This window comes from Blautia luti (genome assembly GCF_033096465.1).
GTDB classification, from domain to species: Bacteria; Bacillota; Clostridia; order Lachnospirales; family Lachnospiraceae; genus Blautia_A; species Blautia_A luti.
This window is the reverse complement of the sequence record NZ_AP028156.1, coordinates 340,367-362,500: the sequence shown is the minus strand read 5'-3', so window position 1 is coordinate 362,500 and position 22,134 is coordinate 340,367. Positions and strand designations below refer to the sequence as shown.

Genomic DNA, 22,134 nt, shown 5'->3' with positions numbered 1-22,134 from the left:
TATATTTGGCTGCTCCAAAAAATGCACCTGCCAGCCTGTTTACCCCATTGATAATCGGGAGTCTTGAGATCAGGTTCAACATCCAGGTAATGCATCGGATCAGCAGAGTTGCCAGAACAAAGGAAATCATAAAAGAAATTCCGTTCACTACCATCCTTGCCAGATACTGTGCAATATAGTCCGAAAATGTAGTTACTGCCAGATACTGATAAACCTCTGCTGTATTATTGTTGAGCAGACCATTTGTCAGAAGCTGTGGCAGTTCCATGTTATTGATCACGGTATTCTGATTTTCTCCGGACACAAAAGAGGACTCATTCCCCTTTTCTTCTACAAAACGCCTGCAGTTTTCCTGTACGTTCTCATATATGGAGGTATTTTCACATATAAATTCGTTCACATATGGATTGATAAACCATACTACTCCCATAGAAAAGAACACCAGAAGCAGAGATACCACCTCGCGGATCAGCCCTCTTCTGTAACTTCGCCAGCAGGAAAAAGCAAGACCGGCTGCTGCCACAATTCCAAGCCATGTCAAGGTCATTATTTTCCTCCTAACTGAGTTTAATCACATCTACACCGCTGTCCAGTACAAGCATGTATCTGTTCCAGCCGATCTTAAAGAAATCTTTGATCGTTCCATCTACAGATCCCATATATTTCTGTACTCCCCTGCTGTTCATCACACACATCTGGGAACTGTTATACATGAGAATATTTCCACCGCTGAGTTTGATCGTTGTATAAGGAATATTGAAATCCTGTTTGAACTTCAGTTTCCCCTCTGTGGTGTAAACTTCCATCGTATACTGCTTATCTTTGCTGTCATTCTTGAACACCATACCGATCATGTCATCATCATAGAAAGTGCTGACAATCTCTTTATCAGTTTCTACTGTTTTTACTTCCTTCGGGATCTGGCTTCCCTGATAAATAGTAAAGCCATTGTCCTTCAGTGCTACAGAGCGGTTATTGCTCAGATACTGGATCTGCGGTATTACCACGCCCTCGTATTTATAACCACTGACAATTCTGTCATCCTCATTCTGGCCCACATCCCCGAAATTATAAAATGCCACATAACTTGTGGTATCACTGCCTTCTACAAACTGATACGTAACCATCATGATCACACCATCATCCGAAAGCGCCACATCCATAGGATATCCCGGATCATCCACTTTCGTCTGGTTCTCGGCGATCAGGCTTCCATCAGTACTGTAAAAATCAATCCAGGTATCATCTCCGCCGTCCAGAATGGCAGCCACCACTCCGCTTTTGGACACTTTTGCCTTCACAATACTGTATGAAGTTGTAATACTTCCTGTTTTCCCGGATTTGTCGTAGATTTCCAGTGCAGTACCATCTTTATCTGCGATCACTGCGTGGGTTCCGTTTACATCAGCCACAGGATTCTGCATCTGATAATTCTCGCTCCAGATAGTGCTCATACTGTCAGAAACCAGCGAAACCCCATCCGGACTGTAACGTAGAATATCACCGTCCATCTCCAGATAACTGGTAGAAACTACATCCTCCTGTTCACTGGACTGTACCACCTTATAATTGTGATAGCTTCTTTTTTCCACATAGAAAGTGATTCCTGTAACAGCCGCCACAATAACAGCTACTGTAAATACAGTTTTTTTCAGTACCTTTCTTTTATGCCTGGATAATCTGGCCGCATAATCATCCTGATGATTGCCTGCCGGTTTCCCCTGAAGCCTGGCAAGTCTGGCTCTTTCTGCTGCCAGCTTTTTCTTTTTATGCTGCTTCATCATTTTTTTTAATGTATTTGCCATTTTTCATCCTTACCTTGATCCACTGTCCGGAAATCCCGGACGTCAGTCATTATTTTCTGGTAACTGATCAGTACCTCACAGTTACATTTTCTGTACATTATAGCACATTTTTCTAAGGTAGTACAATTACTTGTCCCGGATAAATGATCTCATCCACAGTTATGCCGTTCATCTCGCAGATTTCCCTGATTTCTTCTGAACTGCCGTATCTGTCCATACAGATCTGAAAAAGGGTATCCCCCGGCTGTATTACATAGGATTCCTGCACTGCATCTGAAGCAGCTGCCTCATTCTCTTTCTGCGCAGCATCTCTTACCCTTTTCTGAGCTTTTCTTTCATCTGCCTCTTCTTTATAAATCTGTTCAGATTTGTCTGTCTGTTTCTTTGTATCAGGCGCCTGTTCGGTCTTATCCGAAGCAGCCGCTGTCTGTTTTGTATCCTGCGTTTTCTTTTTCTTCCCGGCACTGACTGTCTGTACGGCTTTCTTTTTCTGTACTGCTGCAGTTTTGGCAGGTACAGGCGTCTCTGTAGGCACAGCCGTGATCTCTTCTACGATCACAGATGCTGTCTGCGCTTCTGTATTCTGTATTTCATCCAGCCCCTGGTAATTTCGGTAAAAATTCACCCCCACAGTCAGCACAGCAATAGCCAGACATGCAGTCAGTCCATAAGAAAAAACAGAAGGAGCTGTATTCTCCTTCTTCTCTTCCTTCTTATCCGTGATGATCTTTCTGAAATCCTTTACTGCCTTGTCTTCGTACTGTTCCGTGATCTCCGGCTGAAGTTCCTTATTTTTTTCAAGCATGTAATTCTGCATGCATGGATTTTTTTCGTAATAGAGATAATACCCTTCCAGTCTTACCATGACATTATTTTCATAGCGGAAAAAGGCATCTTCATGCTCCTGCGGCTCCATCAGCATCAGTACCTTTTCACCTCCAAAATGCTTCAGATGTACTCTGGTCAGAAGTTCCGTCACCTCCAGAGCAAGCTGAGGTCCGGAGAAAAACCAGCCCACGATCTCCTGATCTTCGAAGTACTGCTTCTGCGCCTGATGAATCTTTTCCCATACTTCAACGGAAAAGTCTATGTGATCCTGAGCCGCTTCCATATCCTCCGCGATAATGGCACCTTTAATAAAAAGATACAGGGTTCCTCCCCTGTACTTCGTTTCCCCTGTAAGCACCGCTGTTTTCGCTTCCTGTTCTTCCGGCTTTTTTTCTGACCTGGCGAGTCTTACCAGGAAGGTGTACACATAATCCTCCATATAGATCCTGCAGTCATCCCCGATCAGTCCGATCTGCCGTATATTTCTGGGCAGTCCAAATGTCCCCTCACTGTCCTGTGTTTCCTGGCTCTCCTCCTTATAAATGACTTCTATCATGTCCAATCACCCCTTCGGCTAACAGAATAGCACAGGAAGATTGCGGAATTTAGCACTTTGTAAGAGGGATTTATAAGAATTTGCCGACAGATTTTGCGCCATGCATAATTTGCCCGGGCGTGGGATATGATAAAGCAAAAGTATTTCCGGAGGATTTTTCCATGGTATTTTATGTAAACTCAAAAGAGAACAACTCTTCACAGGAAATCGCATTCTTTCTGAAAAAATGTATTCTGCATCATCCGGGCAAATGGTCTGAACTGGTCTTTTTGTGCATCGGAAGCGACCGGGTGACAGGAGACTGCCTGGGTCCTTATATCGGGCACCAGCTCCTGGACAGGCTGGATCTCCAGGATATTTATGTTTACGGTACTCTGAAAGATCCTGTACATGCCTTAAATCTGGAAAAAGTCTCCCGCATGATCCGTTCCATACACCCTCAGAGCCTGGTGATCGCCATTGATGCCTCTCTGGGACAAAAAAAGCACCTGGGATACGTGACCATCGCTGATGGCGCACTGTACCCAGGTGCCGGAGTTCAGAAAGAACTTCCTCCTGTGGGTGATATTCATATTACAGGTATTGTAAACATATCAGGTGTGCTGGAGCAGCTGACTCTGCAGACCACCCGGCTGTCTACGGTGATCTCCCTGGCAGATACCATCACACAAGGAATCCTGAATTATACAAACTCTTTGATCTGTTTGTAGATGCCTTCTGCATCAAGGCCATATTTCTCAAGAAGAGCTACTGCAGGGCCTGATTCGCCGAATACGTCGTTTACACCGATACGTTTTACAGGTACTGGCGCTTTCTCAGACAGGCATTCGCATACAGCGCCGCCAAGTCCGCCGATTACAGAATGTTCCTCTACAGTTACAACTTTGCCTGTTTCTTTGGCTGCTGCAACTACCAGTTCTTCATCGAGAGGTTTGATCGTATGAATGTTGATCACTTTCGCATCTACACCGTCTGCTGCAAGCTTCTCTGCTGCTTCAAGAGCAGGAGCTACGCAAAGACCGTTTGCGATAATGGTAAGGTCTTTTCCTTCACGAAGGACGATACCTTTACCTAATTCAAATTTATAATCTGGTCTGTCATTAATGACAGGTGTTGCCAGACGTCCAAATCTCATATATACAGGTCCAACATGCTCGTAAGCTGCTTTTACCATAGCTTTCGCTTCGATATCATCAGAAGGGCATGCAACAACCATTCCCGGGATTACTCTCATAAGTGCGAAGTCTTCGCAGCACTGATGGGTAGCACCATCTTCACCTACAGAGATTCCGCCGTGAGTAGCGCCGATCTTTACATTGATCTTCGGATATGCGATGGAGTTACGAACCTGCTCGAAAGCACGTCCTGCTGCAAACATAGCGAATGTGCTGGCAAAAGGAACTTTTCCTGTGGTAGCCAGACCTGCAGCGATACCCATCATATTGCACTCAGCAATACCGCAATCGATGTGACGTTCCGGGAATTCTTTCTTGAACATACCTGTCTGAGTAGCTGCAGCAAGGTCAGCGTCCAGAACGACCAGGTTGTCATGTTTCTTACCTAATTCAACTAGTGCAGCGCCGTAGCTTGCTCTTGTTGCAATCTTCTTTACTTCTGACATAATGCTTCACCTACCTTTTCTAAGTCTGCCATTGCCTGTGCATACTGCTCATCATTCGGAGCTTTGCCATGCCATCCGGCCTGGTTTTCCATGAAGGAAACGCCTTTTCCTTTAACAGTTTTCATAATGATTGCTGTAGGCATTCCTTTGGTAGCCTTAGCTTCATCAAAAGCTGCCTTTAACTGATCCATATCATTTCCGTCTGCAACGTTGATCACATGGAAGTTAAATGCTTCAAATTTCTTATCGATCGGGTATGGAGAACATACATCGTCAATCTTACCATCGATCTGAAGTCCATTGTTATCTACGATCACTACAAGATTGTCCAGTTTTCTGTGGCCTGCGAACATAGCAGCTTCCCATACCTGACCTTCCTGAATCTCACCGTCACCTAATAAGGTGTATACACGATAGCTTTCGTTGCTTAATTTAGCAGAAAGTGCCATACCTACTGCTGCAGAGATTCCCTGTCCAAGAGAACCACTGGACATATCAACACCCGGGATATGTTTCATATCCGGATGTCCCTGTAAATAAGATCCCAGATGACGAAGAGTCTTCAGGTCTTCTTTCGGGAAAAATCCTCTTTCTGCAAGTGCAGAATAATAACCTGGTGCTGTGTGGCCTTTTGAAAGTACGAAACGGTCACGATCAGCTTTCTTAGGATCCTTAGGATCAATATTTAATTCTTCGAAATATAAATAAGTGAATACATCTGCTGCTGACAGGGATCCGCCCGGATGTCCTGCTTTTGCAGCATGTACTGCTGTTACGATGTCTTTACGGACTTCGTTTGCAATTTTCTGAAGTTCTAATTTTTCCATTATGGTAAATTCTCCTTATTCGCCGAATACTGCTTTATAATCTTTCTGGAATTTCTCAATACCTGCATCTGTCAGAGGATGTTTCGTCATCTGCACGATTACACTGTACGGAACAGTTGCGATGTCAGCACCTGCAAGTGCGCAGTCTGTTACATGGATTGGATTTCTTACGCTTGCTGCGATGATCTCTGTCTCAATTCCTGCTACTTCAAAGATCTCAGCGATCTCACGGATCAGGTCAACGCCTCTTGTAGAAATATCATCAAGTCTTCCAAGGAATGGAGAAACATAGGTTGCACCAGCTCTTGCAGCAAGAAGTGCCTGGTTAGCTGTGAATATCAGAGTAACGTTTGTTTTGATTCCTTCTTTTGAAAGAACTTTAACTGCTTTCAGACCTTCTACTGTCATCGGGATCTTAACAACCATGTTTGGATGGATTGCTGCGATCTCACGGCCTTCTTTGATCATGCCTTCAGCGTCTGTTGTTGTAGCTTTCACTTCACCGCTGATCGGTCCGTCTACGATAGATGTGATCTCTTTGATTACTTCGTTGAAATCTCTTCCTTCTTTTGCGATAAGAGATGGGTTTGTAGTAACACCACAGATCACTCCCATATCGTTAGCGGCTTTAATATCTTCTACTTTCGCTGTGTCAATAAAAAATTTCATGTTTTTAACCCTCCTGATTTTGGTTCCTGTTCTTTCTGCTGACGATAATCTGCTTCGCAGGTCAACAGTATGTGAACAGTCGTAATTTTTGCTTCACATAAGCGTTCTTTTGTTGATATTTTCATTATATCAGACTTCACAGGAAGGTCAAGTGTACGAAAAAATTATTAATAATTTTTCTATTAATAATTATATTTTTTATTAATTCCCATTGCCTTGTTAAAGGATTATCAATCAGGCTTTTATACAGATTTCTACAGGATATCTTATATCTGATCGTATTTTGAAATTCCAAATTATTATTAATAATTTCGTATGGCGTATTTAATTATTTTTCCCGGTAGGGTTCTTCCAGGTTCTTGCATACCCGGTTGTGCGCCTGGATATGAGTTTCGGCGTGTATTCAATATTGTAAAGACTGATAGGTGCAGAGTCTGTCAGGGCTCTTTCCCTGGCATCGATCTTACGCAGGATAATATCACATGCATCCTGGCCTTTCAGCACTACGAAATGATCGATGGTTGTGAGGGAAATTCTCCGGATGCCGGAATAGAAAATATTATCGCATCCGATCACCGACACATCTTTCGGTACATGAACCTTCGCCTCGTGGAGTGCATCCAGCGCACCGATGGCCATCATGTCATTCTGGCCAGCAATGGCGGTAAACTGCCTGCCTTCCTCCAGAAGTTCCCGGGTCAGCTCATACCCCATGGAATACTCCGTATCCATCCGGGGAATTCTTGAATCTATGGACTCATCTGCTGCTTTTATGATCACATGCTCCTTCAGCCCTTCTTTCTCGAATTCCTTTACAAAACCATTTACACGCTTGGTTCTCTGCCACTGCCTTCTGGTCAGCGGCGGAGTGATAAATGCCACATCTCTGTGCCCCAGATCAAGCAGATGCCTGGCCATCATTTTTCCCACCACTGTATTGTCCTGATTGATGGCATCTACTGTGGTGGTCTTCTCCTTGTTACTGATAATAACAAGAGGGATCGTCCGTGCCAGTTCCTCTACCTGCTGCTGGAAATCCGGGTTGGGATTGCAGCTGTAGATAATTCCCTGGGGCTGGATGGTGTGCATCATCCTAAGATACGTCTCCTCCAGCCGGGCATCCCTCTGGGTGTTACAGATAAAGACGCCATATCCCTGCTTGTTCGCTACTGCCTCTACTCCCTGAAGCAGGAGCACGTAGTACGGGCTGGTGAGGGTGGGACAAAAGACAACGATCAGTTTCTCCTTTTTGCTGTCTTTTTTATTTTTGCGGCCCGGAAGATGGTAATCCAGTTCTCTGGCAGCCTGCTCCACCTTTTCTATGGTTTCCCGGGAAAAAGAAACATTGTACTTCCTGTTCAGGACCATGGAAACAGTTGCCTGGGATACTCCTGCCTTCTTCGCCACATCAGAAGAAGTTGCTTTCTTTCTTGGCAAAAAGACTCCTCCTTTATCGTTTTTTATTGGATCAGAGCTCTACCCTTCCTTCCAGGGCACGCAGAAGAGTTACTTCGTCAATGTACTCCAGGTCTCCGCCTACCGGAACGCCGCTGGCGATCCTGCTGACTTTGATCCCTGTAGGTTTGATAAGCTTACTGATGTACATGGCTGTAGTTTCCCCTTCCAGGCTGGAATTGGTGGCAATGATCACTTCTTTTACCTCTTCACCTGCAAGGCGCTGCATCAGCTCTTTCAGCTTGATATCATCCGGCCCGATCCCCAGCATAGGGGAAATAGCTCCGTGAAGCACATGGTAAACGCCTTCGAATTTACCGGTTTTCTCATAAGCTGCCAGATCCCTGGTGTTCTCCACCACCATGATGGTAGAATGATCCCTTTTCGGATTGCTGCAGATAGGACACATTTCTTTGTCCGTGAGCGTGTAACAGCACTTGCAGTACTGCACATTCTCCCTGGCATTCACAATAGAAGAGGTCAGCTGTTGTACCTGTTCCTTCGGCATATTCATGATGTGAAATGCCAGCCGCTGTGCAGATTTCGCACCGATCCCGGGAAGATGGGACAGCTGCTCAATAAGCCTGTTAATATGACTGCTGTAGTATTCCATCAGAATGGAAGGCCTCCTCCAAGTCCGCCCAGACCGCCTGTCAGCTTGGACATTACTGCTGTGGATTCCTCATCTACCTTGCGGAGTGCTTCATTGGTAGCTGCTACGATGAGATCTTCCAGCATTTCAATATCATCCGGATCTACTACCTCTTCCTGAAGTTTCACTTTGGTCACTTCTCTCTTACCGGAGATAGTTACTTCTACAGCTCCGCCCCCTGCAGTTGCTGTAAATTCTTTCTCTTCGAGTGCTTTCTGGTTCTCTTCCATCTGGCGCTGCATTTTCTGCGCCTGTTTCATAAGATTGTTCATGTTTCCCGGCATACCCATACCCGGGAATCCTCCACGTTTAGCCATTGTGGTATCCTCCTTTTTTCTATATATTTCATATCTTAGTTATTCTTCAGTTTCCTCAGGATCTTCTTCTAAGACAACGTCCATATGGATATTGTCTCTGATTGCCTGGTCCACTGTAATGTTTGCCAGATTCGTGTGCTGATGTTGATTGGCTACCAGCATCTGGATCTCTACAGTCTTTCCGGTCTGCGCGGCAATGATATCCTGAAGCTCTTTCTTCGCCTCCGGATTATCTACATAAGTCTGGCCCAGGAAGTCCTGAAATTCCACATAAAGCACCGGTTCACCTGTTTCTCCATTATATTTCGGAATGGATTTCTGGAGCATCTGTTTGAACATTCCTGTAGCCTGGCCTGTGATCACCCTCCAGCCAGCCACGATCTTCTGCAGATCTTCAGGTGCCGCTTTCGCCGGAGCCTTCTGCGGGCTGCCGGCCAGCACTGTCTGCTGTGTGCCATTTTCTCCGGCTGCGCTATGTACGATCACCTGCTGCACTGGACGTTCATCCATACGCTGTTCCAGAACACGGAGACGGTCCAGAACAGAATCCAGGTTGGTCTCCATGGCAGGACGGCACAGTTTGATCAGCGCGATCTCTACCAGAACTCTCTTCTGAGTGGCATACCGGATCTGATTGGACAGATCTGAAAAGATCCTGATATAGCGCATCAATGTCTCCACATCCAGCATGGTGCTCTCTTCTTTCAGGAGCTTCATGTTCTCAGAAGATACGTCAATCGCTTCCTCCGGATCCTCTGAAGTCTTCACCAGCAGAAGATTTCGCATGTACCAGGTAAAGTCTCCTACAAACTGGCCCAGTTCCCTGCCGCCTACGATCAGATCCTCCAGAATATGGATGGATGCAGTCACATCCCCCTGGATCACTTTTCGCAGAAGCTTACTGAATACCTCTGTATCCACCGCACCCAGAACTTCAAGCACTTTATCATAAGTGAGAGTCTGGCCCAGATAAAAGGCAATGCACTGATCCAGCAGGCTGAGGGCATCTCGCATGGATCCATCTCCCGCCTTCGCCACATAGCGGATTGCTTTTTCCTCTGCTTCCACTCCTTCTATTTTCAGAAGTTCCTCCAGTCTGGCAGCGATGGTGTCTATGGTGATCCTGTGGAAATCATAGCGCTGGCATCTGGACAGGATCGTGATAGGGATCTTATGCGCTTCCGTAGTTGCCAGTATGAACATGACATAGGACGGCGGTTCTTCCAGTGTTTTCAGCAACGCATTAAACGCTCCCGTGGAAAGCATATGAACCTCGTCGATGATGTAGACTTTGTATTTACCTTCTGTGGGGCGGTAGGAAACTTCCTCTCTGATCTCTCGAATGTTATCTACACCGTTGTTGGATGCAGCATCAATCTCGATCACGTTCATGGCAGTTCCTGCCTGGATTGCTTTACACATAGCGCATTCATTACAGGGACTTCCATTGACCGGATGTTCACAGTTGACCGCTTTGGCAAGGATCTTCGCCACTGTGGTCTTACCGGTTCCTCTGGTCCCGCAGAACAGATAGGCATGGCCGATGCGGTTATGCCTGATCTGATTGGTCAAAGTTGTCACAATATGATCCTGACCCTTGACATCTGTGAAATTGTCTGGTCTGAATTTTCTGTAAAGGGCAGTATAACTCATTGAACAAACTCCTTCTTATTATCACAGCCGCCGCGGAAAAAATTCCCGCGGCGGTCTTTTTTACTCTAGTATCTTATATGAAAAGGTATCTTTCAGTCAAGTGTTGTTTCTGAATGATATCTCATCAGTCTCCGAAGCTGATGCCAATCTGTTTCGCTGCAAGAACCAGCTGATCTTTCGGGGATACCATTTTCAGCTTGCCTGCACACTCTTCCAGAGGTACACGTTTGATCTTGCCGTTTACCACACCGATCATTATGCCGTAAGCTCCGTCAATGATGGCCTGGGCTGCACCTGCACCGATCCTTGTGGAAAGTACACGGTCATATGGACACGGCTCGCCACCTCTCTGTGTATGTCCCGGAACTGTAACACGTACTTCACTTCCGATCTCCTGGAAGATCTGATCAGCGATTTCATAGGAAACTGACGGATATTTCTTGGCTCTTGTTTCCAGTTTCTCTTTATATTTCTTCTTCGGAAGCAGTGCATCTTCTTTCGAAATGGCTCCCTCTGCTACTGCCAGGATGGTAAATCTCTTGCCTGCTTTCGCACGTTTCTGGATAGCCTCTGTAACCTTCTTGATATCATACGGGATCTCAGGAATCAGGATAATATCTGCGCCGCCTGCAACACCTGCATGGAGGGTCAGGCTTCCTACTTTATGTCCCATGATCTCTACGATGAATACACGTCCGTGGGAGGATGCTGTGGTATGGATGCAGTCGATGGCGTTGGTAGCAACATTTACTGCGCTCTGGAAGCCAAAAGTCATGTCTGTTCCATAAATATCATTGTCAATGGTTTTCGGAAGATGGATGATATTCAGGCCCTCTTCTCTCAGAAGGTTAGCTGTTTTCTGGGTACCGTTTCCGCCGAGGATCACCAGGCAGTCCAGGCAGAGTTTATAATATGTCTGCTTCATCGCCTCAACCTTGTCCAGTCCGTTCTCATCCGGCACACGCATCAGTTTAAAAGGCTGTCTGGATGTTCCCAGGATCGTTCCGCCCTGTGTAAGGATTCCTGAGAAATCCTTGGCTGTAAGCATGCGGTATTTGCCATAGATCAGTCCCTTATATCCATCATCAAATCCATAAACTTCCAGCTCGTCCACATTATTGGTCAATCCCTTAACCACACCGCGCATCGTGGCATTTAAAGCCTGGCAGTCACCGCCGCTGGTAAGCATACCTATTCTTTTTATCATGATAGTACCTCCCTGAAATTTTGTATTGTCTATATTATATAATATTTCCCTTTTTCCTACAATAGTTTTCGTGAACAGTAAACCATACCGGCATATAGCCAATGAGCAGTAAACCACTCTGTAAATCTCTATTTAGTATTGACAAAACCCCGAAAACCCTCTATAATCAAGTCTGCGCAGCCGGGGAGATAGCGGTGCCCTGTACCTGCAATCCGCTACAGCAGGGGTGATGCCAATCTGAGGCTTGTATCCTGTGGAGCTGCCCTCTATAAGTGGCGTTGACGTTTGGGTCTTACGCAACAGGAATCTGTGAACCGTGTCAGGACAGGAATGTAGCAGCACTAAGCAGAAGCTCTTGTGTGCCGTAAGGGTGCCTGGGCTGAGTTAACTGTAGAGGTAACGTCTGTGGGACCATTCCGAGGTGCGGCGCGCAAGAAAGAATATAATCGCATTTATATATAAAGAAACAGCATTCAGAGCTCTCCTGCGAGAGATTTCGGATGCTGTTTCTTTTTTATTCATTCATAGCTTCTACAGTCTTTATATTCTTGTATTTCTTCATTACACAGAAGTAATAAGGTACGATGGGAACCAGCGCTGCCAGCCATGCTGCCGGATCAGCGAAACATACACCCGCAAAGGAAGTATGCCCTGCGATGGCAATTACGATGCATGTTCTCGCCACAAGTTCAAACACGCCTCCCAGCATAGGCATCAGTCCGTAGCCCATTCCCTGCAATGTGTTCCTGTACAGGAAAATGCTTCCCAGGAACGGATATGCCCAGAACACTGTCTTAAAGTATGTAACAGCAGCCTGTACAACATCCTGTTCTGAAGGATCTACAAACATATAAGTCAGATACCTGCCGAAAAAGAACATCAGGAACATGAACAGAAAGCTCCATCCCCAGATCATCAGCTGGGTACATTTCACTCCCTGTTTCACCCTGTCCATCTTTCCTGCACCACGGTTCTGTCCCACATAAGTGGCGATAGTCGCACCGAAAGATGTGAATACTGTGACAAAAACATTCTGGATCTTTCCTGCTGCCGAGAACCCTGCCATATATACCGGGCCGTACACATTGATGGCCCCCTGTACAATGATGGTTCCAATAGCTGTAATGGAGAACTGAAGTCCCATGGGAATTCCCAGTTTCAGAAGGCGGGCAAAACTGCCCCATGCGATCCCGAAATTCTTCTTCTCAAGATGAAGGAGAGGAAATCTTTTTGAAATATAAAACAGACAGCAAAGTGCGGAAATTCCCTGAGCAATTACTGTAGCATATCCGCAGCCTTCTACTCCCATTCCCAGGCATGCGATAAATACAATATCAAGGATTACATTGATCACTGCGGAGATGATCAGGAAATACAGCGGGGATTTGGAATCTCCCAGTGCTCTTAAGAATGCGGCCAGTGCGTTGTAGGCACCTGTAACAATCAGTCCTGCATAAATGATCCCCATGTATGCTTTGACATCTCCGAATACTTCATCCGGTGTGTTCATCAGACGCAGAATCGGGCCGTTCGCAATACCAAATCCAATGGTCATGGCAATGGAAAAGGCTGCCATCAGATAGATGGACATGGCTACATAGTGACGCATTCTGTCGTATTTCTTCGCCCCGAACATCTGGGCTATGATAATAGCGAAACCGCTGCTTAAACCATTCAGCCAGCCGGTTACGAAGAACATCAGGGAGCCGGTGCTTCCGATGGCAGCCAGGGCATTTACACCGATAAATTTACCGGCTACGATAGAATCTGCGATATTATAAAACTGCTGAAAAAGATTCCCCAGGCACATGGGGATCATAAACATAATAATCAGTTTCACAGGACTGCCTGTGGTCATATCATTGGTTGTGCTTTTCATATTCGGTCTTATTCCTCTCCTTTTTCCTCTATTTTTTCTCCTCTTCTGCTGCCTGCTACTGTTCCAGCTTCCTGACAGCTTTTTCCTGTTTCTTTTTCTCACGCAGCTTCCGGAAAAATTCCGAGAGCATGGTAGAACATTCTTCTTCCAGAACACCCCGGGTGATCTTTACCTGATGGTTAAATCCTTCTACCTGAAGAAGGTTCATGACGGAACCTGCACATCCCGCCTTGGCATTCATACAGCCGATGACCACCTCATCGATCCTGGACTGTACCAGTGCCCCGGAGCACATCTGGCAGGGTTCCAGTGTTACATACATGGTGCATCCCTCCAGACGCCAGTCTCCCAGCTTCCTGCTGGCTTTGCGTATGGCGTTCAGCTCTGCGTGGGACAGGGTATTTTTGTCCGTGTTTCTTCTGTTATATCCTCTGGCAATGATCTTCCCTTCATGGACGATCACACAGCCAATGGGGACTTCCTCCAATACTTCTGCCTTTTTCGCCTGGCGGATGGCTTCTTTCATATAACGTTCCTGTTCTGTCAACCTTTTCTCCTTTTCCCCGGTTCTTCGCGGTTTTTCCTGGATAAAAACCCCCTGGAGGTTATTGATCTCCAGGGGTAAATCTCGACTTTTGCCGGATATCTGTTTTATCGTTTCACAGATTTCGTTGCAGAATATGCGCTGTACTTATCCGGTGCTGCCTTGGTAGAGTATGCGCGGATCCTGTATTTGTAGGTGGTTCCTTTTTTCTTGTTCTTATCTGTATAACTTAAGGTATTTGCACTTACTGTTTTAACTTTTACCCATTTTTTCTTGTCATAACGATAGATTACATATTTCTGGGCGTTTGCTACTTTTTTCCAGGTAAGCTTCAGAGCTTTGGAACCGGATTTCTTTACTGTCAGGGACGGTTTGGACAGTACCAGCGGTACCAGAACTGATTTGGTCTTGGAATAGGAGCTGTATTTCGGATCTGTTGCTGCGGAATATGCACGCAGTTTATAAGTATACTTTGTTCCTTTGGTCAGTTTGGTATCTGTGTAGGTTGTGGAACCGGTAGTTTTTACTTTTTTCCACTTCTTGCCGTCTGTGCTGCGGTAAACGTAGTATTTCTGCGCGCCTGTTACCTTTTTCCAGGTAAGTTTCACACCTGTTGTTCCGGAGAGTACTGCTGCGCTGATAGACGGTGTCTTCAGAGACTGTGCAGGAGCCGGAGTTGCTGTCGGGTCTGGTGCTGTTGTTGGGTTTGGCGCTGTTGTTGGGTTTGGCGCTGTTGTTGGCTTCGGGGCTTCTGTTGGGTTTGGCGCTGTTGTTGGCTTCGGAGCTTCTGTTGGGTTTGGCGCTGTTGTTGGCTTCGGGGCTTCTGTTGGGTTTGGCGCTGTTGTTGGCTTCGGGGCTTCTGTTGGGTTTGGTTTTACTGAACCGATAGTGACAGATTTCACCTCAGAATAATGACTTCTGGCTATCACTCTGCCGCTGTAAGAAACTGCCTGGATCTTATACTGATAAGTAACTCCATCTGTTAATCCAGCCTCAATCCACTCTTCCAATTCAGTATCACCATATTCATAGTTTCCCCATCCGTTTTCATCCGCACGGTAAATATAATATCTCTCTGCTCCCGGAACCTTGCTCCATGAAAGCAGCATACTCTTGTCTGCATTCTGCTTGATCGTCAGAACCGGTGTTGCCATGGAAATGGTAAATGCTTTCTGTAAAGTTCCATGATAATCACCTGTTCCAATTATTGTAACAACCCCATTACCGGGTTTGTCATTTGAAGTGCAGGAAACTGTATAATCCCTGTTTTCCTGTAATTTCTTACCTTTATAAGTCAATGTAAGAGACGGAACAATTTCCTTACCAGCATATGTATACTCTGTCTGCATGTCTAACTTGCAGTCGCCTATCTGCAAAGCTTCTTCATCAGAAGAATCGACCCTGAAGTCCATAGCTGAAGTGCCATGCTCATCCGGTGAAACATAATAAGTACTGTACGGTGATAACTGATATTCATCTCCGCTGTCCACACCTTTACAATCTACAAACTCACGTGTTTCAGGATCATATGTATAAATTCCCATATACAGGTTTTCGTTACTTAAACATGTAATTTTGCATTTACCTGTTGCTCCGGTTCTCAGCTGGAACCAGACTCCGGATTCCCATCCTGTACACTCAGCAGTGACTTTACCCTTTACATTAACCGCAGGCATAGATTCAACTGATTTAACTTCTACACCTTTCACCCGGGCTGTCTTTGTTCCCACTACATAATCTATATCATAAAATCCTGGGCGAAGCGCAGCTCCATACCCGTAAATCTCAGACTCGGTAACGCATCTTACGCTCAGCCATTCACCAAACTTGGTTAAACGAACCGGATTATAGGTAGAAATAACTTCTTTCGAGCCGTTCTCATATGTAATCTCAATCTCGCCGCCTGTAAGGAAAAGGTTATTTCCATCGGCAGTTCCCTCGTAGATATACTTTTTGTCCGGTTCCTTTATCACTTTCGCAGAAACAATCTTACTATAATATTCAGACTGGAATTTAACAGTATCCTGTTTCGTACGTGCCCACAGATAATAAGTCTTTCCTTTTTCGAATTTTATTCCTTTATAAGAACTGTTAATGACATTCAAATCTGAATCATATACCCGGAAAACTTCTGAATATTCACTGTCTTCTGCCTGATCTGTACTCAACGTGCATTTCTGCTCATACTTCGGTATGAATTTCACTACAGCCTGGCCACTCTGTGCTTTTGCCTCGGTTGTGCTTGCTTTCGAGAGGTCTTGGCTGAGTTCAGGCACATCATTAAGATCTACGATCTGAACATAAACAGGATCGCTGGCGATCTCTGTTTCTCTGTTCTCAACTACAACCTGATATGTTCCAGGACTCTGATAATAACCACCCCCACTCAGGGTCTCTCCATTTTTGCCTTTGAAGCACACACGATAATAATTTCCTTTGGAGTCTGATTCATTATTAATTTCTATATTTTTTACATTGACAGTTTCTTTACTTCCATCAGTATATGTCACTTCAAAGGCCATATCTTTATAGTACATATCATCTATAAAAGCGTCATCGATCTTATACCAGAATTTAGTCTGACCCATCTTGGTAATAGCGATTTTCTGAGGAGTACAGGATTTCACGCTGAAAGTAACGGGAGTGTTTTCTTTCTGCCATTGAGAAATATAATAGGTTGTATCAGGCTCAAGTTCAAACATCTCACCACTGTCATTGCTTTCATAGTCAATCATCATATGTGAATCTTCACGATACTGATTCACCACAATCCTGGACTTTGAATCACCTGATGAAGATTCAATCAAATATCTGCTGTCACTGCCTGTTGTGAATTTCACCCACGCATTTCTGTCCCCTGTGACATCAGCTGTGGCAGATGCATAGCCTTCAATTGAAGGCATTTGTGATAATGGTTTTACCTCTACATTATTTACACATGCCGCTTCTGCAATTGAACCTACTTTATAGTAAACATTATAAGTACCAGCCTGCGGATATCCGTCAACACTTCCACCATCCGCCTTCTTCAGAGAAGTACTCAGAAGTTCGCCGAATTTAGTCGCATGTTCATACTCTGTAGGAATTTCTTCTACAGTACCATTCTCATAAGTGATCTGAAGTTTTCCACCACTCAGATAAACCTGATCAGCTCTTGTAATACCCTCATATACATATTTTACTGATGGTTCCTGTATCAGTTTTATGGAAGCTGCATTGCTTGCATATTCAACTGTAAATGATGCACTGGATTCTTTTGTATCAGCAAGGAGATAATAGGTTTCACCTTTCTCAAATGTTATAGGATCAACATTATTAAACTTAGAATTATATATCTGAACATCCGTTCCATCAGCTGTTATCACGCATTTCTTATCTTCCAGAGGAACAAATTTCGCAACAGCTGCTCCATTTTCAGCTTTTACCTGTGTTGTACATGGTTTGGACAGATCAGACTGAATTTCCGGTGTCTGAGCAGGATCTTTAAATTCAACAGTGATCGCATCACTCTTTACATCTCTATACTCTATCCGAAGTTCATATTTACCCGGCCTGAAATTTTCACTGAGTCCTTCGTCAGTTATAACATCCTCTCCGGATTCTCCGATAAGGGACATATGGTACTCATTTTGATATTTATCGGATATATAACTGCTGGATGACGCATCAATATTTCCGCTTTTCGATCCATCCTCATAGGTGGTTTCTATTTCCAGGCCACTCAGCTCTATTCTCCATGAATAGGTTTCCAGGCCATACCAGAATTCCGTCTTATCAGGCTGCTTGCTGATTTTAATACTTACAGGCTTTGTCTCATCATCATAGCCATCATAATAGCCGGCACTTGGAACCTCTGTTTCTTCTTCTCCTGTGCTGAATTCATCTTCTGCTGCCTGTGTGTCTTCCGGCTGAATTTCTTCTTCCGGTTCTCCTTCCTCACCTGCCGAAAACAGGTCATCTGTCCCTGGATCTACGGTTGTTTCTTCACCGCTGGAAAATTCTGCGCCAATTGCAGAAGCTGCCGGTGAAACTGCCATAGCTGCCGCCACGACAAATGCTAAAACTTTTTTTTTCACTTTTTGGTCCTCCTTATTAAGTATATGACTACATCATACCTTTCTTCTTACGTTTTTTCAACAATAACTCATCTTTTCGGACATAAAAAGAAGGTCTGAAAACTTAATGTTCTCAAACCTTCATGTGCAGTCGAAGCGACGGGATTCGAACCCACGACCTCTGCGTCCCGAACGCAGCGCTCTACCAAACTGAGCCACGCTTCGTCAATGCAATTGATATTATATTAAACCTTTCTCCATTTGTCAATAGAGTTTTTGCAATTTTTTTATTTTTTTCGAATATTTTTCTTTGAGACACATATACATTATTGAATCAAACTCCACGGAGGTATATTTTTTGTCCGGATATCGGCGTTTTATTGCATATGTGTATGAATACCTGAACGGAAAAAAAAGCGGCAACTGCGGTTTTATTAAAGTTGAAGTGCGGGATCAGCAGTGCCGGATGGAGATACATCTTCACTGTCCCGGACTGGCAGGAGAGATTTCCTGTAAAGTCTATGGATTTGCCCGCAAAGACGGTCTGATGAACGGAATCCTTCTGGGAACCTGCGAGACGGAAAAAGAAACCATTGAGTTTCTCCTTGAAACAGATGCCTCAAACCTGAATGATTCCGGGATTTCTCTGGGGAAGATCGGCGGAATGGTGCTTTTGACGGATTCCGGAAATTTCTTTGCCACGGAATGGGATGATCAGCCTGTACGGCCGGATAATTTTGTGGAAATGAAACCGGCAGATGATGCTTCCCAGGCGCATGGCATCCCCCGGCAGGAAATTTCTGCTGATCAGGATTCCATTTCAGAGCCATCTGTCGCTAAACAAAGTACAGATGACGCACTGGAATCTGAAGTTTCCATTGAACCGGTTCTTTCCGTTCAGCCAGAAAATCCTGTAAGCGCAGTTATTCCCTCTTCATCCGCTGTTCCACAGGAGTCTACTGTTTCTACTGAATCTACCATTCCAACAGGAGCTGCTGTTTCCGCTGAGTCTGCATTTCCAGCAGAACCTGCCATTTCCACTGAGTCCGCTGATTCAGGCCCGGAGGTTTCTTCCACGCCAGCGCGCCCGGATAATAATAACAGCACGGCTGATTCCTCTTCCCTGGAAGAATTTACCCCGTTCACAGACGGAGAATTCACGGTAGCCTGGAAGATCCACCCGAAGGATCTCTGCCGTATTTCAAAGCGTTGCAATGCTCTGCGCAATAACCGTTTTATCCAGTACGGGCATTATAATTTCGGTCATCTCCTTTTGGGACAAAGAAACGACGGCCAGTACATCCTCGGTATCCCTGGTGGCTATAGTCAGCAGGAGCGCTTCATGGCCAACATGTTTGGATTTCCATATTTCAAGGAAAGCAGTTACATCGAACTTCCCGGTGTCCGGGGTGGTTATTGGTATACTTTAGTCAATGCCCCGAATTTCCACTGACTGGATGTTTTCCCGCAAAACTTTGCAAAATCCTTCCAGTTCCTCCCTGCTGTAACTGCCAAACCCAGGCTTAAGGACTCCCTCTGAGTCCTTATATGCCTGCAGGTAATAGGCTTTGGCTCCTTTCAGCCACTGTCCGATCTCCCGGAAGTCATTTTCCGTATGTAGTTCCTTTACGACAGTTGTGCGAAATTCATAATCCAGTGAACCGTGCAGCAGAAACTCTGCAGTTTCTCTGATCTTTTCCATATCCGGGTGTGAAATTCCGGACAGTGCCGGATAATTGGATGGACAGGCTTTGATATCCATAGCCACTTTATCAATAAGACCCTTTCGGGCCAGATCTTTCACTATTTCCGGGCGGGTTCCATTGGTATCCAGTTTTATCTCATATCCCAGTTCTTTTATCTTTCCCAGAAAATCTTCCAGATCATCTGCCAGTGTAGGTTCGCCTCCTGAAATACACACCCCGTCCAGAATCCCTTTTCTCTTTTTCAGAAATGCAAGAATCTCATCCTGTTCATAGTCCGGCTGCTGCCCAGGATCCACCACCAGCACACTGTTCTGGCAAAACGGACAGCGGAAATTACAGCCTCCCAGAAATATGGTGCTGGCTACTTTTCCCGGATAATCCAGAAGTGTCGTTTTATTAAATCCACAAATCCTCATGATCTTCCCTCTCCAATTCTTCTGTTCTCGATCCTCTAAAAATCCCTCACTGCAAAAAAGAATCCTGACTGCCAGGATTCTTTTCACCGATTGTTTATGTAACTTTATTAATTCAGCTGATAAACCTCTGCTGTCTGTAATCCGAAGCTTAAGGCATCAGAGTGATTATCAAAGTAAATATCCACATGTCCGTAAGGAGTACCCAGATCCTCCACTGTATAAACCGTTCCATTGATCAGAAGCTGTGTTCCGAAAGGAACCCCTGCCATGGCTACTGTACGTCCTGCCGTAGGTACTGTACCACTTGCAGTAAGGTTTCCGGCTGTACCGCAGCACTGTGCGCAGTTACAGTAAGCTGTCAATGTAAAGTTTCCAAGGTATTTCCCCTGGCTGGAATCAGAACTCTCAGAAGATGTCTGTTCCTCAGAGGCTGCTTCTGAATCAGAACTGGTATCTGCATCTTCGGAATCGTCGCTACTGTCTGTTTCTTCTGTACATTCCTCATCAGAAGTATCCTCTGGTATGTCTTCGCTGACAGTATCCTCAACATAATCTTCGGATGTGTCTTCATCCTGTGATGAACTCTCTTCTGCATCATTGCTCTCTTCTGCCTGTGCAGCTGCTTCTTCTGCTGCCTTCGCCTCTGCTGCTTCTCTGGCTGCCTTTTCTTCTTCTGCCTGCTGTACCAGAAGTGCGATGCTGTTATCTGCATTATTGATCTGCTCTGTAAGGGCTGCCGCCTCTTCCTGGCTTGCACTGATCTGATCCACGTAAGATGCAATATTATCGCTTGTGCTTGCTGTCAGTTCCTGAACTTCCTGCTTCTTGGAAGAGCGCTCTGCAAGAAGTGCGTCTATGGACTGTTTCTCCTCTTCTGCTGCTGTTTCCTGCTCCTGAATGTTGTTCTGGAGGTTCACATATTTATCCAGCATATTTCTGTCATACTGTGAAATCTTCGAAACACTCTCTGCATTATTCAGGAACTCTGCCAGATCCTTAGAAGAAAGAAGGGTTTCCAGAGCGGAAGTGCCGCCGTTCTCATACATATACTGGATACGGAGTTTCATATCTTCGTACTGTTTCTTCTCAGCTTTCTTCGCTTTCTTTAACTCTGCACGGATCTGTTTCAGCTGGTTTTCTTTCTCACCGGCCTGGATACTTAATTCAGAAATCGTGTTGGTCAGTTCTTCATACTGAGTATTCAGGTCAGCCAAATAGCTCTCCAGCTCCTGCTTCTTGCTCTCCATGCTGCTGATATCAGACTGGGTCTGCGCAAGATTCGATTCTGCTTCCTGTTTCTGTGCCTGCATATCTGCAATTTCACTCTCTGTCGCGAATACAGGAGTTCCCATGGAAAACGTAAGAATTCCTGCCAGCAGTAATGAAATAGCTTTTTTCTTCATAAATAAATCACCTTTCAAATATAAATCTTCTTAGTTTCTTAATCTAATGACAAATCTTTTTCAACTTATTCTGAAGGTAAGTATAACAGGTTTCGTAAAAAAATCAACACTTTTTATTAACTTCTGTAATAATTACGTAATATTTCATAGTTTCTTCAAAAACGGATCCTGTCAGTAAGAAAGGCATTGCCTCCCTTCACTGGAAACAATGCCCTTTTATATCTGCCTGAACAGTTTTTATATGATTCGTTATTCAGCTGCAGCTTCTTCCACTTCCGGTTCTGCTGCCATTACTTCTTCATACTTGCCAAGGATGATCCCCTGGATACGGTCACGTGTCGCAGAGTTGATCGGATGAGCAATATCTCTGTACTCACCGTCAGTAGCCTTACGGCTCGGCATAGCGATAAATAAACCTTTTTCTCCTTCGATCACTTTAATATCATGTACTACAAACTCATCATCAATTGTAATGGAAACAACTGCTTTCATCTTTCCTTCTTTTGCCACTTTTCTCACACGCACGTCAGTAATATTCATA

19 protein-coding genes, 1 tRNA gene and 1 other RNA gene (1 of these 21 running past the window's edge) are annotated in these 22,134 nt (G+C 44.9%); 3 read left to right on the top strand and 18 right to left on the bottom strand.

Annotation, left to right across the window (positions count from 1 at the left end; all coding sequences use genetic code 11):
- From R8695_RS01640 to R8695_RS01630, 3 genes are all read right to left on the bottom strand, one after another.
- A protein-coding gene (locus R8695_RS01640; protein ID WP_118509822.1) for a CvpA family protein crosses the window boundary here: on the bottom strand, nt 1-547 show its 5' portion. It extends 161 nt beyond the left edge of the window; only the first 547 of its 708 coding nucleotides appear in the window; its start codon is at nt 545-547; the stop codon falls past the left edge of the window.
- Between the two features lie 10 nt (nt 548-557).
- Nucleotides 558-1,805, bottom strand: a complete 1,248-nt coding sequence (locus R8695_RS01635; RefSeq protein ID WP_154780549.1) for a DUF5711 family protein — start codon at nt 1,803-1,805, stop codon at nt 558-560.
- A 112-nt stretch (nt 1,806-1,917) separates the two neighbouring features.
- Entirely contained in the window at nt 1,918-3,189 is a 1,272-nt protein-coding gene (locus tag R8695_RS01630) for a LysM peptidoglycan-binding domain-containing protein (protein WP_154780550.1), read from the bottom strand.
- Nucleotides 3,190-3,350: 161 nt separating this feature from the next.
- Here R8695_RS01630 and yyaC point away from each other — a divergent pair, with 161 nt between their 5' ends.
- On the top strand, nt 3,351-3,899 hold the full coding sequence (yyaC, locus tag R8695_RS01625; RefSeq protein WP_154780551.1) for a spore protease YyaC: 549 nt from the start codon (nt 3,351-3,353) through the stop codon (nt 3,897-3,899).
- Here yyaC and R8695_RS01620 read toward each other — a convergent pair.
- From R8695_RS01620 to R8695_RS01585, 8 genes are all read right to left on the bottom strand, one after another.
- The gene (locus R8695_RS01620; protein ID WP_118509816.1) at nt 3,872-4,810 is read right to left on the bottom strand and encodes a transketolase family protein; all 939 of its coding nucleotides are present in this window, start codon (nt 4,808-4,810) and stop codon (nt 3,872-3,874) included. The genes yyaC and R8695_RS01620 overlap by 28 nt on opposite strands.
- Nucleotides 4,798-5,637: a transketolase gene (locus R8695_RS01615; protein WP_118509814.1), complete on the bottom strand. Its 840-nt coding sequence runs from the start codon at nt 5,635-5,637 to the stop codon at nt 4,798-4,800. The genes R8695_RS01620 and R8695_RS01615 overlap by 13 nt, the downstream gene beginning before the upstream one ends.
- Nucleotides 5,638-5,652: 15 nt before the next feature.
- Nucleotides 5,653-6,306, bottom strand: coding sequence for a fructose-6-phosphate aldolase (fsa, locus tag R8695_RS01610; protein WP_118509812.1), 654 nt, complete (start codon nt 6,304-6,306; stop codon nt 5,653-5,655).
- A 324-nt stretch (nt 6,307-6,630) separates the two neighbouring features.
- On the bottom strand, nt 6,631-7,743 hold the full coding sequence (locus R8695_RS01605; protein WP_154780552.1) for a LacI family DNA-binding transcriptional regulator: 1,113 nt from the start codon (nt 7,741-7,743) through the stop codon (nt 6,631-6,633).
- Between the two features lie 31 nt (nt 7,744-7,774).
- Complete coding sequence (gene recR / locus R8695_RS01600; protein WP_118509808.1) at nt 7,775-8,374, bottom strand: recombination mediator RecR; 600 nt, start codon at nt 8,372-8,374, stop codon at nt 7,775-7,777.
- Entirely contained in the window at nt 8,374-8,730 is a 357-nt protein-coding gene (locus R8695_RS01595; RefSeq protein WP_118509806.1) for a YbaB/EbfC family nucleoid-associated protein, read from the bottom strand. The genes recR and R8695_RS01595 overlap by 1 nt, the downstream gene beginning before the upstream one ends.
- Before the next feature lie 39 nt (nt 8,731-8,769).
- Nucleotides 8,770-10,383, bottom strand: coding sequence for a DNA polymerase III subunit gamma/tau (dnaX, locus tag R8695_RS01590; protein WP_154780553.1), 1,614 nt, complete (start codon nt 10,381-10,383; stop codon nt 8,770-8,772).
- 124 nt (nt 10,384-10,507) lie between these two features.
- Nucleotides 10,508-11,590, bottom strand: coding sequence for a 6-phosphofructokinase (locus R8695_RS01585; RefSeq protein ID WP_154780554.1), 1,083 nt, complete (start codon nt 11,588-11,590; stop codon nt 10,508-10,510).
- Between the two features lie 172 nt (nt 11,591-11,762).
- Between R8695_RS01585 and ffs the strand changes: the two genes are divergently transcribed.
- Nucleotides 11,763-12,024: signal recognition particle sRNA large type (gene ffs / locus R8695_RS01580), an RNA gene on the top strand.
- A gap of 80 nt (nt 12,025-12,104) precedes the next feature.
- On the opposite strand, the gene R8695_RS01575 is transcribed toward ffs, so the two are convergent.
- From R8695_RS01575 to R8695_RS01560, 4 genes are all read right to left on the bottom strand, one after another.
- Nucleotides 12,105-13,469, bottom strand: a complete 1,365-nt coding sequence (locus tag R8695_RS01575) for an MATE family efflux transporter (RefSeq protein WP_118509800.1) — start codon at nt 13,467-13,469, stop codon at nt 12,105-12,107.
- 55 nt (nt 13,470-13,524) lie between these two features.
- The gene (gene tadA / locus R8695_RS01570; RefSeq protein ID WP_118509798.1) at nt 13,525-14,016 is read right to left on the bottom strand and encodes a tRNA adenosine(34) deaminase TadA; all 492 of its coding nucleotides are present in this window, start codon (nt 14,014-14,016) and stop codon (nt 13,525-13,527) included.
- A gap of 104 nt (nt 14,017-14,120) precedes the next feature.
- Nucleotides 14,121-18,089: a fibronectin type III domain-containing protein gene (locus R8695_RS01565; RefSeq protein ID WP_154780555.1), complete on the bottom strand. Its 3,969-nt coding sequence runs from the start codon at nt 18,087-18,089 to the stop codon at nt 14,121-14,123.
- 130 nt (nt 18,090-18,219) lie between these two features.
- Nucleotides 18,220-18,293, bottom strand: a tRNA-Pro gene (locus tag R8695_RS01560).
- 133 nt (nt 18,294-18,426) lie between these two features.
- On the opposite strand from R8695_RS01560, the gene R8695_RS01555 reads away from it, so the two are divergent.
- A complete protein-coding gene (locus R8695_RS01555) occupies nt 18,427-19,521 on the top strand; it encodes a hypothetical protein (RefSeq protein ID WP_154780556.1) in 1,095 nt (364 codons plus the stop codon).
- Here R8695_RS01555 and R8695_RS01550 read toward each other — a convergent pair.
- The 3 genes from R8695_RS01550 to spoVG form a co-directional block, all read right to left on the bottom strand.
- Nucleotides 19,495-20,190 carry an anaerobic ribonucleoside-triphosphate reductase activating protein gene (locus R8695_RS01550; RefSeq protein ID WP_118509794.1) on the bottom strand — a complete coding sequence of 232 codons (696 nt, stop codon included), beginning with the start codon at nt 20,188-20,190 and terminating at the stop codon, nt 19,495-19,497. The genes R8695_RS01555 and R8695_RS01550 overlap by 27 nt on opposite strands.
- Nucleotides 20,191-20,297: 107 nt before the next feature.
- The gene (locus tag R8695_RS01545) at nt 20,298-21,593 is read right to left on the bottom strand and encodes a PcsB-like coiled-coil domain-containing protein (RefSeq protein WP_154780557.1); all 1,296 of its coding nucleotides are present in this window, start codon (nt 21,591-21,593) and stop codon (nt 20,298-20,300) included.
- Nucleotides 21,594-21,842: 249 nt separating this feature from the next.
- The gene (gene spoVG, locus R8695_RS01540; RefSeq protein WP_118509790.1) at nt 21,843-22,133 is read right to left on the bottom strand and encodes a septation regulator SpoVG; all 291 of its coding nucleotides are present in this window, start codon (nt 22,131-22,133) and stop codon (nt 21,843-21,845) included.
- Between the last annotated feature and the right edge of the window lies 1 nt (nt 22,134).